Annotated in this window: 14 protein-coding genes; 10 read left to right on the forward strand and 4 right to left on the reverse strand. The window is 64.0% G+C overall.

Annotation, left to right across the window (positions count from 1 at the left end; all coding sequences use genetic code 11):
* Positions 1–31: 31 nt before the first annotated feature.
* Positions 32–958 carry a CysB family HTH-type transcriptional regulator gene (locus C8K18_RS12665; RefSeq protein WP_006048813.1) on the forward strand — a complete coding sequence of 309 codons (927 nt, stop codon included), beginning with the start codon at positions 32–34 and terminating at the stop codon, positions 956–958.
* Positions 959–1,069: 111 nt separating this feature from the next.
* Complete coding sequence (locus C8K18_RS12670; protein WP_107707675.1) at positions 1,070–2,101, forward strand: asparaginase; 1,032 nt, start codon at positions 1,070–1,072, stop codon at positions 2,099–2,101.
* Between the two features lie 134 nt (positions 2,102–2,235).
* On the opposite strand, the gene C8K18_RS12675 is transcribed toward C8K18_RS12670, so the two are convergent.
* The 4 genes from C8K18_RS12675 to gcl all read right to left on the reverse strand — a co-directional run bounded on the left by C8K18_RS12675 (position 2,236) and on the right by gcl (position 6,947).
* Positions 2,236–2,637 (reverse strand): DUF3597 domain-containing protein, encoded by a 402-nt coding sequence (locus C8K18_RS12675; protein ID WP_006048815.1) that lies wholly within the window; start codon positions 2,635–2,637, stop codon positions 2,236–2,238.
* Positions 2,638–3,237: 600 nt separating this feature from the next.
* On the reverse strand, positions 3,238–4,146 hold the full coding sequence (locus C8K18_RS12680; protein ID WP_006048817.1) for a 2-hydroxy-3-oxopropionate reductase: 909 nt from the start codon (positions 4,144–4,146) through the stop codon (positions 3,238–3,240).
* 112 nt (positions 4,147–4,258) lie between these two features.
* Positions 4,259–5,068, reverse strand: a complete 810-nt coding sequence (gene hyi / locus C8K18_RS12685; RefSeq protein WP_006048818.1) for a hydroxypyruvate isomerase — start codon at positions 5,066–5,068, stop codon at positions 4,259–4,261.
* Between the two features lie 103 nt (positions 5,069–5,171).
* Positions 5,172–6,947 carry a glyoxylate carboligase gene (gene gcl / locus C8K18_RS12690; RefSeq protein WP_006048819.1) on the reverse strand — a complete coding sequence of 592 codons (1,776 nt, stop codon included), beginning with the start codon at positions 6,945–6,947 and terminating at the stop codon, positions 5,172–5,174.
* Between the two features lie 165 nt (positions 6,948–7,112).
* Here gcl and C8K18_RS12695 point away from each other — a divergent pair, with 165 nt between their 5' ends.
* From C8K18_RS12695 to C8K18_RS12730, 8 genes are all read left to right on the forward strand, one after another.
* A complete protein-coding gene (locus tag C8K18_RS12695) occupies positions 7,113–8,027 on the forward strand; it encodes a LysR family transcriptional regulator (protein ID WP_107707676.1) in 915 nt (304 codons plus the stop codon).
* Positions 8,028–8,164: 137 nt separating this feature from the next.
* On the forward strand, positions 8,165–8,878 hold the full coding sequence (locus tag C8K18_RS12700; protein WP_374710193.1) for an RNA polymerase sigma factor: 714 nt from the start codon (positions 8,165–8,167) through the stop codon (positions 8,876–8,878).
* Entirely contained in the window at positions 8,868–9,848 is a 981-nt protein-coding gene (locus C8K18_RS12705) for an anti-sigma factor (RefSeq protein ID WP_107707678.1), read from the forward strand. Before C8K18_RS12700 ends, C8K18_RS12705 begins: the two co-directional genes overlap by 11 nt.
* Before the next feature lie 193 nt (positions 9,849–10,041).
* Positions 10,042–10,416 (forward strand): 30S ribosomal protein S6, encoded by a 375-nt coding sequence (rpsF, locus tag C8K18_RS12710; protein WP_006048823.1) that lies wholly within the window; start codon positions 10,042–10,044, stop codon positions 10,414–10,416.
* A 53-nt stretch (positions 10,417–10,469) separates the two neighbouring features.
* Positions 10,470–10,769 carry a primosomal replication protein N gene (gene priB / locus C8K18_RS12715; RefSeq protein WP_006048824.1) on the forward strand — a complete coding sequence of 100 codons (300 nt, stop codon included), beginning with the start codon at positions 10,470–10,472 and terminating at the stop codon, positions 10,767–10,769.
* 2 nt (positions 10,770–10,771) lie between these two features.
* Positions 10,772–11,047 carry a 30S ribosomal protein S18 gene (rpsR, locus tag C8K18_RS12720; protein WP_006048825.1) on the forward strand — a complete coding sequence of 92 codons (276 nt, stop codon included), beginning with the start codon at positions 10,772–10,774 and terminating at the stop codon, positions 11,045–11,047.
* A 27-nt stretch (positions 11,048–11,074) separates the two neighbouring features.
* A complete protein-coding gene (gene rplI / locus C8K18_RS12725; RefSeq protein ID WP_006048826.1) occupies positions 11,075–11,527 on the forward strand; it encodes a 50S ribosomal protein L9 in 453 nt (150 codons plus the stop codon).
* 146 nt (positions 11,528–11,673) lie between these two features.
* Positions 11,674–13,059: a replicative DNA helicase gene (locus C8K18_RS12730; RefSeq protein ID WP_006048827.1), complete on the forward strand. Its 1,386-nt coding sequence runs from the start codon at positions 11,674–11,676 to the stop codon at positions 13,057–13,059.
* Positions 13,060–13,151 lie beyond the last annotated feature (92 nt).

A 13,151-nucleotide genomic window follows, 5' to 3' on the forward strand; every position in this document is an offset into this window, starting at 1 on the left:
ATTCAATTTTCGCTGAACCGGACACTTCAACATGAACTTCCAGCAACTGCGCTTCGTGCGCGAGGCCGTGCGTCAGAACATGAACCTGACCGAAGTGGCGAACGTGCTGTACACGTCGCAGTCGGGCGTATCGAAACAGATCAAGGATCTGGAAGACGAACTCGGCGTCGACATCTTCATTCGACGCGGCAAGCGGCTCACCGGCCTCACGGAACCTGGCAAGGCGGTGCATCAACTGATCGAGCGGATGCTGCTCGACGCGGAGAATCTGCGCCGCGTGGCGCGCCAGTTCGCGGATCAGGACAGCGGCCACCTCGTGGTCGCGACCACCCACACGCAGGCGCGCTACGCGTTGCCGAAAGTGATTCGCCAGTTCACCGAGGTCTTTCCGAAGGTGCATCTCGCGCTGCGTCAGGGCAGCCCGCAGCAGATCGCGCAGATGATCATCAACGGCGAGGCGGACATCGGCATCTCGACCGAGGCGCTCGACCGTTTCCCGGACATCGTCACGTTCCCGTGCTATTCGTGGCATCACGTCGTGGTCGTGCCGAAGGATCATCCGCTCGTCGGCCGCCCGAATCTGACGCTCGACGAAATCGCCGAATTCCCGATCGTCACGTATGACCAGGACTTCACGGGCCGCTCGCATATCGACCAGGCGTTCGCGAAAGCGGGCGCGCTGCCCGACGTGGTGCTGACCGCGATCGACGCCGACGTGATCAAGACGTATGTCGAACTCGGCATGGGCATCGGCGTGGTGGCCGCAATGGCCTATGACCCGAAGCGCGACACGGAACTGGTCGCGCTCGATACGCAGCATCTGTTCGAAGCGAGCACGACGCGCGTCGGCTTGCGCAAGGGCGCGTTCCTGCGCGCGTACGCGTATCGGCTGATCGAGATGTTCGCGCCGCAATTGACGGAGGCGGAAATCGCCGTGCAATTGCGCGAGGCGGTGTGAGCGCGCGATTGCTTAAGCGATCTGCCTAAACGATCCGCTTAAGCAACCAAAGGGTTTGTGAGGACTTCAACGGCGCGAGAGGGCGGCGCATCATCGCTTACAATCGCCGCCATGAACACACTGACTTCCTCCTCTTCGTCAAGCGCTGCGGCGCCGCTGCCGCGCATCGCCGTGCTGGCGACCGGCGGCACGATTGCCGGCGCCGCCGCGGACGCCACCAACACTTCCGGCTATCAGGCCGGCGTGGTCGGCGTCGAACAATTGCTCTCCGTGGTGCCGGCGTTGTCGACGGTGGCGCGCATCGCGCCAGAGCAGATTGCGAGCATCGACAGCAAGGACATGGCGATGCCGCTGTGGACCACGCTCGCGCAACGCGTCAACACGCTGCTTGCCGCCGACGACATCGACGGCGTCGTCATCACGCACGGCACGGACACGCTCGAGGAAACGGCCTATCTGCTGCATCTGACCGTCAAGTCGGATAAGCCGGTCGTGCTGACCGCCGCGATGCGTCCGGCGTCGGCGTTGTCGGCGGACGGTCCGCTCAATCTGCTGAATGCGGTCACCGTTGCAGCGAATCCGGCCGCACGCGGGCAGGGCGTGCTGGTTGCGTTCAACAACAGGATTCACAGCGCGCGCGACGTGGTCAAGACGAGCACCTATGCCGTCGATGCGTTCCAGTCGCCGGAAATTGGCGCGCTGGGTTGGGTGCAGGACGGGCGCGTCGAGTTTCAGCGCAGCGTCGTGCGTCCGCATACGCGCGCGACCGAGTTCGTGATCGGCGCGAACTGGCCGCATGTGGAGATCGTCGCGAGCTATGCGGGCGTATCGCGTATCGCCGTGGATGCATTCGTGACAGCCGGCGTGCGCGGCATCGTGGTGGCGGGCACGGGCAACGGTTCGATTCACGCGTCGCTTGCGCAGGCACTCGCCGATGCAGCGTCGCAGGGCGTCGCCGTCGTGCGTTCGTCGCGCGTGGGTTCGGGACATGTGATGCGCAACGGCGCAGCCGCCGACGATGCACTCGGTTTCGTCAGCGCCGGCTCGCTCAATCCGTACAAGGCGCGCGTGCTGTTGATGCTCGCGTTGGCCGCGGGCGGCGCGGGGCCGGTTGCACTGCAAAAGGCGTTCGATACGTACTGATCGATCTCGCGCGAGCGGCCCGATTCAAAGTCGGAAACGTGTCCCGCAGATGAACGTCAAATGACAACGCGGCGCTCAGGTCATCGACCTGGCGCCGCGTTATCGTTTGAGCTTGACGTTTGTCGCGATGGACGTCAGTCCGCCAGATCCGCGGGCAACTTGCCGCCGTTCGCCGCCAGCGCTTGCATTACCTGCTTGTGCAGCCAGACATTCATGCTCGCCGAATCGTTCGTGTCGCCGCTGTACTTCAGTTCGCGTGCGAGTTCCTTGCGATGCTCGAGGCTGCTGTCCACGCCGAGCGCCTTCAGCGTGTCGACGATCGACGTGCGCCAGTTCAACGTTTGGCCGCTCTCGCTGACGAACTGGTCCATCACGGCAGCGACGTCCACATCGGCCAGCGGCGCGGGCGCCGGTGCAGCCTGCGGTGCGGCAGCTTGCGCCGCTGCCGGGTCCGGTGTCGGCTCGACTGCCGGTGCGGGCTGGTCGGGCTTCGCTTTGCCGAAGAGCTTGTTCACGATGTCACCAAAGATGCTCATTCTGAATCCTTTGCAGATGGGTTACCGGCGCAAGCACATACCGCTCACGGGTTGAACACTGGTTGCGAGTCGTTGCAAGTCGTTTCGACTCGGGCGAACGAAGCAGGGCACATGCGCTGCAATGATCGGCAAGCCGTACGTGATCGCCGATACGCTGCAACCAGACTCAGGGAGTGTAGGAGAAAAGCGCGGACCGAAGTGTCAAAAAAGGTCGTGCCGCGGACGCGGAGTTGCAAGCAAATGCAAGCGGACTTGCGAGCCAACGTGCGAGGGAATCTGCAAAGACAGGCGCTGGCAGGCGGCGCGCATGGCGCACCTGCTGCGAGAGATTGGCGGAAAGCGCATAACGATGAATCCGACAGCCGGACACCCGACGACGACGTCTGACCGACCAAGGCTTCCCCGGCGCCGCCGGGTGCCGCTGCGGACCCCACTTTGCCGCTCTCAGCCCAGAGCGGCTCGATTTGCCCGCTCCGCCGCGATGCCGCGCGACGGAACAGGCGCCCCACATTGGATTGCCGTGACGTGCCGAAGGAAGCGGCGTCGGCGGCAATCGGTGTTACTACGCTGCTCCGCAAGCCGCGAAGCAACCTTGCGACATCAGGCCGCTTTCGCCTCGCTATCCGGCGCCTGCGCGACTTCATAGTTGGCCATGATCTCGAGCGCGCGAACCATCGCCGAGTGATCCCACGCCTTGCCGCCGTTCGCTGCGCACACGCTGAACAGTTGCTGCGCGCTTGCGGTATGCGGCAGCGCGATGCCTAGCTTGCGTGCGCCGTCGAGTGCCAGGTTCAGATCCTTTTGATGCAGTTCAATCCTGAAGCCCGGATTGAACGTGCGCTTCGTCATGCGCTCGCCATGTACTTCGAGAATGCGCGACGAAGCGAAGCCGCCCATCAATGCCTTGCGTACACGTTCCGGGTCGGCGCCCGAGCGCGACGCGAACAGCAGCGCTTCGGCCACGGCCTCGATGTTCAACGCGACGATGATCTGGTTCGCGACCTTACACGTTTGACCCGCGCCGTTATCGCCGATCAGCGAGATGTTCTTGCCCATCAGTTCAAAGAGCGGCTTGGCCTGCGCGAACGCTTTTTCGGGGCCGCCGACCATGATCGTGAGCGTGGCCTCGCGTGCGCCGACCTCGCCGCCGGACACCGGCGCATCCAGATAGTCGACGCCGAGCGCGTTGATCTTCTTCGCGAACGCCTGCGTGTCGAGCGGCGAGATCGAGCTCATGTCGATCACGAGCTTGCCCGCTGTCAGACCGGCGGCGACGCCGTCGTCGGCGAACAGCACGTTAGCAACGTCAGGCGTGTCGGGCACCATGATGATGACGATGTCGGCGGCTTGCGCGACGGCGGTGGAATCGGCCACCACGTTCGTGCTCTTGCCCAGGTCTTCCGGCACCGGATACGCGCCGTTCACGAACAGCGTGTGACCGCCCTTGAGAAGGTTGCGCGCCATATGCGCGCCCATGATGCCGAGCCCGATGAAACCGATCTTTGCCATGTGTCTGAATCTCCAGTGTTTCCAGTGTTGTTTGCGCGCCCGCGAGGGGACGTGCTTCAAAGGCGCGCTGCGCCCGGTTCGAGCAATGCGGTGAAGATGAATCGCGCCTGGCTCACGCTGCCGCGTGCGCGGCGCCGCGCGTTTGCCCGGCCACGCTCTGCACCCAGACGAGGCCGGCCGTGGTGGTGGTGCGCGGCTTGTATTCGCAGCCGATCCAGCCGTCGTAGCCGATCGAGTCGAGCAGATCGAACAGGAACGGGTAGTTGATTTCGCCGGTGCCGGGTTCGTTGCGCCCCGGGTTGTCGGCGAGCTGGATGTGCGCGATGTGCGGCAGATTCTTTTTGATCGTGGCCGCGAGTTCGCCTTCCATCCGTTGCATGTGATAGATGTCGTATTGCAGGAACAGGTTGTCCGAGCCGACCGCGCGAATCACGTCAAGACCTTCGCTCGAGCGGTTCAGCGCGAAGCCCGGAATGTCGTACGAGTTGCACGGTTCGACGAGCAGCCGGATGCCCGCTTTCTTCAGTTCGCCGGCCGCGAAACGCAGGTTATCGACGATGGTCGAGCGCGCCTTGTCGGCATCGATGCCCGCGCCGGGAATGCCGACGAGGCAGTTCAGTTGCGGCACCTTCAGCGCGCTCGCATATTCGATCGCGCGGCCCACGCCTTCCTGGAATTCGCTCACGCGATCGGGCAGGCACGCAATGCCGCGCTCGCCGGCTTCCCAGTTGCCCGCAGGCAGGTTGTGGAGCACGAGCTTGAGCCGGTTCTGCTGAAGACGCTCGCTCAGCTCGGCGATCGCATACGGATACGGAAACAGGAATTCGACGGCGTGAAAGCCCGCGTCCGCCGCCGCCGCAAAGCGGTCGAGGAACGGGACTTCGTTGAAAAGCATCGTGAGATTCGCTGCGAATTTCGGCATGGTGCGTAGGTCTCGCTGGTCGGTCGGTGGAGTGGATCGTCATGCAGGCGCAACGCGGCCGCGCATCGCGCCTGCATGATCGAACCGGTGATGTCTTGCGATGTCAGTCGGCGATGCTGATTGCGGTGGGCGCGTCCTCGCGCGTCGTGGCCAGTTCCTCGAACTCGTTGATCGCGTCGATCTCGGCGCCCATCGAAATATTGGTCACGCGCTCGAGAATCACTTCGACGATGACCGGCACGTTGAACTCGGAGAGCATCGACTGCGCTTTTTGCAGCGCCGGCTTGAGCTCCTCCGGCTTGAACACGCGAATCGCCTTGCAGCCGAGACCTTCGGCCACCGCGACGTGATCCACGCCGTAGCCGTTCATTTCCGGCGAGTTGATGTTCTCGAAGCCGAGCTGCACGCAGAAGTCCATGTCGAACGCGCGCTGCGCCTGGCGGATCAGGCCGAGGTACGAGTTGTTCACGACCACATGCACGTACGGCAGCTTGAACTGCGCGCCGGCGGCGAGTTCTTCGATCATGAACTGGAAGTCGTAGTCGCCGGAGAGCGCGACGATCGGCCGTTGCGGATCGGCTGCGCGCACGCCGAGGGCGGCCGGAATCGTCCAACCGAGCGGGCCCGCCTGGCCGCAGTTGATCCAGTTGCGCGCCTTGTAGACGTGCAGGAATTGTGCGCCGGCGATCTGCGAGAGACCGATCGTGCTCACGTAGCAGGTGTCGCGGCCGAACACCTGGTTCATCTCTTCGTAGACGCGCTGCGGCTTCATCGGCACGTTGTCGAAGTGCGTCTTGCGATGCATGGTCTGCTTGCGCTGCTGGCAATCGGCGACCCACGCGCTGCGGTCCTTCAGCTTGCCCGCGGCCTTCCATTCGCTGGCCACTTCGACGAACAGTTCGAGCGCCGCCTTCGCATCCGACACGATGCCGAGGTCCGGACCGAACACGCGGCCGATTTGCGTCGGCTCGATATCGACGTGCACGAACTTGCGGCCCTTCGTGTAGACATCGATGCTGCCCGTGTGACGGTTCGCCCAGCGGTTGCCGATGCCGAGCACGAAGTCGGACGCGAGCATCGTCGCGTTGCCGTAGCGGTGCGAGGTCTGCAGACCGACCATGCCGGCCATCAGCGGATGGTCGTCGGGAATCGCGCCCCACGACATCAGCGTCGGGATCACCGGCACGCCGACGGTTTCCGCGAACTTCACGAGCAGGTCCTCGGCGGCTGCGTTCAGCACGCCGCCGCCGGAGACGATCAGCGGCTTCTCGGAATCGTTGAGCAGCGTGAGCGCGGCCTCGATCTGCTTGCGCGTCGCCTTCGGCTTGTAGACCGGCAGCGGTTCGTAGGTGTCGATATCGAATTCGATTTCGGCGAGCTGCACGTCGATCGGCAGATCGACCAGCACCGGACCGGGGCGGCCCGAGCGCATCAGATGGAACGCCTGCTGGAACACGCGCGGCACGAGCGCCGGCTCGCGCACCGTCACCGCCCACTTGGTGACGGGCTTGGCGATCGACTCGATGTCGACGGCCTGGAAGTCTTCCTTGTAGAGACGCGCGCGCGGCGCCTGGCCCGTGATGGCCAGAATAGGAATCGAGTCGGCCTGGGCGGAGTAGAGACCGGTGATCATGTCGGTGCCCGCGGGACCCGACGTGCCGATACACACGCCGATGTTGCCGGGCTGCGCCCGCGTATAGCCTTCGGCCATGTGCGACGCGCCCTCGACGTGACGCGCGAGCACGTGGCTGATGTTGCCGGCCTTGCGCATCGCCGAGTAGAACGGGTTGATGGCGGCGCCCGGCACGCCGAACGCGGTGTCGATACCTTCTTTTTCGAGCACCAGCACGGCGGCGTCGACGGCTCTCATCTTGGCCATGAATGTCTCCTGAATGTCCTGGGAAATGGCGATTAAGGCTGTTGAACGCACTTTAGGCTCGACCTAAAGGTTTGATAAGATCAGTCCGCGTCGCTTATTTCGAAACAAAAAGTATGGAATGCCGGAGGGCGGGCGACGCGGGCAAAAAAGCGTGAGGAGACAGACATGGACCGCTTCAAGCAGATCGAAACGTTTGTGCGTGTCGCGGACGCAGGCAGCCTCGCGGCCGCCGCGCTGGAAGAGGGCGTGTCGCCGGTGATTCTCGGGCGGCGCATCGACGCGCTCGAAAAGCGCCTCGGCGTGAAGCTGATGTACCGCTCGACGCGGCGGCTCGTCGTCAGCGAAGACGGCGCCGCGTTTCTCGAGCGCTGCCGCGGTCTTCTGACCGAGTGGGATCAGGCGGAAAACGAACTGAGCGCGGGGCGGCGGGCGGTGAACGGCCACCTGATCGTGTCGGCGCCGGCCGCGTTCGGCCGCAAGCATGTCGCGCCGCTCGCGCCCGCGTTTGTCGCCGACAAGCCCGAATTGCAGGTGTCGTTCAACCTGACCGACCGTGTGGTGGACCTGGTGCGCGAGGGTTACGACCTGTCGATTCGCATCGGCGGCGCGGTCGACCCGAACTTCGTCGCGGTGAAACTGGCGTCGAACCGGCGCGTGGTCTGCGGCACGCCCGAGTATTTCCGCCAGCACGGCAAGCCGAAAACGCTCGAAGATCTGCCGCGCCACAACTGCCTCGCGTTCAATCTGCAAGGCGGGCAGAACCGCGGCTGGTATTTCCGCCGCAACGGCAAGCTCGTCACGGTGCGCGTGGGCGGCACGCTCGACTGCAACGACGGCGAACTGCTGCACCGCTGGGTGTCCGAAGGGCTCGGCCTCGGCTGGCGTTCCACGTGGGAAATCCAGCAGCAGCTCGCGCGCGGTGAACTCGAAACGGTGCTCGACGAATTCGCGCTGCCCGACTACGACATCCTCGCGGTCTACCCGCAGCAGCGCTACGTGCCGGCCAAGGTGCGCTATTTCATCGATTATCTGAAGGAGATTTACGCGAGCGAGGACTACTGGAACCGGCCCGCGTATTAGCGCTGTTTCGGGTTCTGCCGCGGTTTTTTGTCAGCGGCGCGCCGCGGCGGGAATAAACTCGGCGCATGGCCGGTTATGCGATGTGAAGCTTGACGACGAACCGCACCGCATAGCCGCACATGCCCTGGAGGGCCGAGGTGGTCCAGATCGATTCAGACGCCGATTCAGACGCCGATTCAGACGCTGCCCGCGCGAACGGCGAGACCGATGCCGCGCGCAGCCGCCGTTTCCAGCAGCTCGCGCTGCCGCATCTCGACGCCGCGTACAACCTCGCGCGCTGGCTGTGCGGCAATCCGAACGATGCCGACGACGTCGTGCAGGAAGCCTTCATGCGCGCGTTCCGCTTTTTCGACACGTTCCGCGGCGATTCGGCGCGGCCGTGGCTGCTCGCGATCGTGCGCCGCACCTGGTACACGGAGTGGCGGCGGCGCGCGTCGTCGCATGAAACAGTGGAGTTCGACGACACGATGGACGACGCCACGTTCGAGGGGTGGAGCGCGGGCGGCGCCGATCCACAGGCGCTCCTGATCCGCGACGAGGACGCGAAGCGCGTGCACGAGGCGCTCGCGCTGCTGCCCGTCGAGTATCGCGAGGTGCTGATTCTGCGTGAACTGGAAGAGATGGGTTATCGCGAGATCGCTCAGGTCGCCGATGTGCCGATCGGCACTGTGATGTCGCGGCTCGCACGCGGGCGGCGCAAGCTCGCGGCGCTCCTCGGCGAGCCGCGCGATGCGGCGGGCGCGCCGAGCGCGTCGGTGACGCCGCTTCGGGCCGTGGCCAACGGCAGATCGCTCAACAACCGCGGCGGCGCGTCCGCCGGCAACGCTCAGGAGACGCCAGATGGACTGTAACGAAGCGCGGCCGCTCCTCGATGCGAACGCCGATCGCGAATTGCCCGCGCCGGATGCACGGCGCGTCCAGCAGCATATCGAGAGCTGCGAGGCCTGCCGGCGCGAAAGCGAGAGCCTCCGGACGATGAGCCACGCGCTGCGCACGGCGCCTTATCATCGCGCGCCGCAGTCGTTGCGCTCGCGCATTCTTGCGGGCTTGCCGGAGACGCAAAGCGCGGCGGAAGACGCTGGAGCGCGGGGTGCGGGCGCTGAGGCGGAGCAGGCGGGGCGCGCGCCGGCACCGCAGCCGTTGGGCGGCGAGCGGCCGCGCAGGCTAGGCGATGGTTTGCGCGATCGGATCGACAGATGGTTCGGCGGGCGTTCCGCCGAGGGCGGGCAGGGCGCATTGGGCGGGGGGAGCCGTCCGGCGGCGCCTCGTGGCGTGGCAGCGCCGCTCGCGTCCGGCTGGTTGGTGCCGCTCGTCGTCGCCTTCGGCGCGCTGGCCGTCACAGTGACGCTCAACCTGCGCCGTCCCGCCGACTTCGCGCCGTTCGCCGACGAACTCGTGGCGAGCCATGTGCGTGCGCAGGTGTCGGGCCGCGACATCGACGTGATTTCGACGGACCGGCATACCGTCAAGCCCTGGTTCAACGGCCGGCTGGATTATTCGCCGCCGGTCGAGGACCTCGCGGCGAGCGGGTTCGCGCTGGAAGGCGGGCGGCTCGATTACCTCGCGCATCGACGGGTCGCCGTGCTGGTCTACCGTTACCGCAAGCACGTGATCGACGTCTACGTGTTCCCGCAGACGGGCGGCACGGACGGCGGCGCGCCGGCGGCGCTTGCCCGCGAAGGCTATTCGCTCGCGCACTGGGACGCCGAGGGCATGACCTGGTGGGCGATCACGGACGCTGCGCCCGAGGCGCTGAGCGGTCTGGAAACGGCGCTCAAGGCGCGCCTCGCGGCCGGCAGCGCGCGCACCGAGAGCGGTTGAGCCGGCGCGGCAAGCCGGCGCCCGCACCGGGGCGCGTTCGCTAAATGCCTGAAAACACGCCCGAACCGCGTGCTGGCGCGGTTCGATGCCTTGCAACCCGGCCCCAATCGGGCTACAATCTTCGGCTTCTCACTTGCCACACCGGTTCGACGCCCGGGTGGCTTCTATCCATAAGTCAGCACAAGGAGTGTGTATGCGTCATTATGAAATCGTCTTTATCGTGCATCCCGATCAGAGCGAGCAGGTGCCCGCCATGATCGAGCGTTACAAGAGCACGATCACCTCGCACGGTGGCCAGATCCACCGTATCGAAGACTGGGGCCGTCGCCAACTGGCCTACATGATCGAGAAACTCGCGAAGGCTCACTACGTCTGCATGAACATCGAATGCGACCAGACCACGCTCGACGAGCTGGAACACGCGTTCAAGTTCAACGACGCAGTTCTGCGTCACCTCATCGTCAAGATGAAGAAGGCCGAAACCGGCCCGTCGCCGATGATGAAGGAAGTGCAGCGCGAAGAAGCCAAGAAGTCGGCTGCTACGCAACCGTCCGAAGCGCAGGCTTAAGACACCCAATTTAAGCTACCAGAGCACAGCGCGCCGCTCTTGCCAAAGGCTACATGAACCGGCTGCAACTTACGGCCAGCGTCGTCGAACGCGAACCGGTGCGGTACACACCCGCCGGCGTTCCGATTGCAGGCTGCACGTTGCAGCACCGCACCGAAGTCGTCGAAGCCGGGATTGCCCGGCAAGTCGAACTGACCATGCAGGCAGTAGCCGCAGGCGAGGCGAGCGGTAAGCTGGAAAGCTGTCCGATGGGCGTCGAAACGCTCTTCACAGGCTTCCTGGCTAAAAAGCACCGCAACGCGAGAACTCTGGTATTTCACATCACAGCATTGCAGGACATTGGAAAGGACTGAACATGCCCCGCCCGACTGGTAAGAAATTCGACAAGCGTCGTCAGCAACAAAATCCGCTCTTCAAGCGCAAGAAGTTCTGCCGTTTCACGGCCGCTGGCGTCGAGTACATCGACTACAAGGACATCGAAACGCTGAAGGACTTCATCGGCGAAAACGGCAAGATCACGCCGGCGCGTCTCACGGGTACGAAGTCGCACTATCAACGCCAGCTGGATACGGCAATCAAGCGCGCGCGTTTCCTCGCGCTCGTGCCGTACACCGACCAGCACAAGGCCTAACCCGACGACGCGATAAGGAGCATCCGAATGCAAATCATTCTTCTGGAAAAAGTCGTCAATCTGGGCAACCTGGGCGACATCGTGAAGGTCAAGGACGGTTACGCACGTAACTTCCTGATCCCGAACAAGCAGGCTCGCCGTGCAACGAAAGAAGCGCTGGCTGAATTCGAAGTCCGCCGCGCCGAACTCGAAAAGATCGCCGCTGAAAAGCTGGCTGCTGCTCAAGCTCAAGGCGAAAAGCTGGCTGGCTCGACGGTTCAGATCGGCCAGAAGGCCGGCGTCGACGGCCGTCTGTTCGGCTCGGTGACGAACGCTGACATCGCTGAAGCGCTGGGCAAGCAAGGCTTCGCAGTGGAAAAGGCGCAAGTGCGTCTGCCGGAAGGCCCGCTGAAGCTGGTGGGCGACCACCCGATCCAGGTTTCGCTGCACACCGACGTGGTTGTGGACGTGACGGTGTCGGTGCTGGGCGAGCACGTTTAAACCGGCTGCGTCGAGCATCCGATAGTATCGGCCAGGAAGTTGCTGGCTAAAGGCAGGGGCCGGGCAACCGGCCCCTGTTTTTTTGTGCGCGTCAAATTGATTTCCTGCTGGCCGCGGTCGCCTCATTTCCACGATAATCCCTCTCCATGAACGCACCGTCCAAAGATCCCCAACTCGAGTCGCTGAAAGTCCCGCCGCATTCGATCGAGGCCGAGCAATCGGTGCTGGGCGGCTTGCTGCTGGATAACGCCGCGTGGGACCGCATCGCCGACTTTCTGTCGCAAAGCGATTTCTACCGCTACGACCACCGCATCATCTTCGAGCACATCGGCAAGCTGATCGCGGCCACGCGTCCGGCCGACGTGATTACCGTGTACGAAGCGCTCGGCACCTCGGGTAAGGCGGAAGAGGTCGGCGGGCTTGCCTATCTGAATGCGCTTGCGCAAAACACGCCGAGCGCGGCGAATATCCGGCGCTACGCCGAGATCGTGCGCGATCGCGCGGTGCTGCGCCGGCTGGTTTCGGTTGCCGATGAAATCTCGGCAGACGCGTTCAATCCGCAAGGCAAGGAAGTCCGGCAACTGCTGGACGAAGCGGAGTCGAAGGTGTTTTCGATCGCCGAAGACGGCGCGCGCGGCACCCAGGGCTTTCTCGAAATCGGGCCGCTGCTCACCGAAGTGGTGGAGCGCATCGATACGCTTTACCACACGGCCAATCCGAGCGATGTGACGGGCACGCCGACGGGCTTCGTCGACCTTGACCGCATGACGTCGGGCATGCACGGCGGCGAGCTGATCATCGTCGCAGGGCGTCCGTCGATGGGTAAGACGGCGTTTTCGATGAATATCGGCGAATACGTCGCGGTCGAATACGGCTTGCCGGTCGCCGTGTTCTCGATGGAAATGCCAGGCTCCCAGCTCACCATGCGTATGCTCGGCTCGGTCGGCCGGCTCGACCAGCACCGCATGCGAACCGGCCGCCTGACCGACGAGGACTGGCCGAAGCTCACGCACGCCGTGCAGAAAATGAGCGAGGCGCAGATTTTCATCGACGAAACCGGCGGTCTGAATCCGATGGAACTGCGCTCGCGCGCGCGGCGGCTTTCACGCCAGTGCGGCAAGCTAGGGCTCATCATCATCGACTATTTGCAGCTGATGAGCGGGTCGTCGTCCGGCGAAAACCGCGCGACCGAAATCTCGGAGATTTCGCGTTCGCTCAAGAGTCTCGCGAAAGAACTCGACGTACCGGTAATTGCTTTGTCCCAGCTCAATCGCGGCCTCGAACAGCGTCCGAACAAGCGGCCGATCATGTCCGACTTGCGCGAATCGGGCGCTATCGAACAGGACGCCGACGTGATCCTCTTCATTTACCGCGACGAAGTGTATAACCCCGACAGCCCTGACAAAGGCACGGCGGAAATCATTATCGGCAAGCAGCGGAATGGTCCGATCGGGCCGGTTCGGCTCACGTTCCACGGCCAATTCACGAAGTTCGACAACTTTGCCGGCGCGCAGAATTTTTACGGCGAGTAGCGTGGTGAGTAGCACGGCAAATAAAGCGGCGAGCAGCCGCGAATCGATGACGTAGCACGAAAGCCGCGACCAAAAGCAGCGCCGAAGCAATG

It is taken from the genome of Paraburkholderia sp. GV068, assembly GCF_003058125.1.
Classification (GTDB): domain Bacteria; phylum Pseudomonadota; class Gammaproteobacteria; order Burkholderiales; family Burkholderiaceae; genus Paraburkholderia; species Paraburkholderia graminis.

Coding starts and splice junctions, on each gene's coding strand:
- C8K18_RS12665 (WP_006048813.1), top strand. CDS start 32: ATGAACTTCCAGCAACTGCGCTTCGTGCGCGAGGCCGTGCGTCAGAAC.
- C8K18_RS12670 (WP_107707675.1), top strand. CDS start 1,070: ATGAACACACTGACTTCCTCCTCTTCGTCAAGCGCTGCGGCGCCGCTG.
- C8K18_RS12675 (WP_006048815.1), bottom strand. CDS start 2,637: ATGAGCATCTTTGGTGACATCGTGAACAAGCTCTTCGGCAAAGCGAAG.
- C8K18_RS12680 (WP_006048817.1), bottom strand. CDS start 4,146: ATGGCAAAGATCGGTTTCATCGGGCTCGGCATCATGGGCGCGCATATG.
- hyi (WP_006048818.1), bottom strand. CDS start 5,068: ATGCCGAAATTCGCAGCGAATCTCACGATGCTTTTCAACGAAGTCCCG.
- gcl (WP_006048819.1), bottom strand. CDS start 6,947: ATGGCCAAGATGAGAGCCGTCGACGCCGCCGTGCTGGTGCTCGAAAAA.
- C8K18_RS12695 (WP_107707676.1), top strand. CDS start 7,113: ATGGACCGCTTCAAGCAGATCGAAACGTTTGTGCGTGTCGCGGACGCA.
- C8K18_RS12705 (WP_107707678.1), top strand. CDS start 8,868: ATGGACTGTAACGAAGCGCGGCCGCTCCTCGATGCGAACGCCGATCGC.
- rpsF (WP_006048823.1), top strand. CDS start 10,042: ATGCGTCATTATGAAATCGTCTTTATCGTGCATCCCGATCAGAGCGAG.
- priB (WP_006048824.1), top strand. CDS start 10,470: ATGAACCGGCTGCAACTTACGGCCAGCGTCGTCGAACGCGAACCGGTG.
- rpsR (WP_006048825.1), top strand. CDS start 10,772: ATGCCCCGCCCGACTGGTAAGAAATTCGACAAGCGTCGTCAGCAACAA.
- rplI (WP_006048826.1), top strand. CDS start 11,075: ATGCAAATCATTCTTCTGGAAAAAGTCGTCAATCTGGGCAACCTGGGC.
- C8K18_RS12730 (WP_006048827.1), top strand. CDS start 11,674: ATGAACGCACCGTCCAAAGATCCCCAACTCGAGTCGCTGAAAGTCCCG.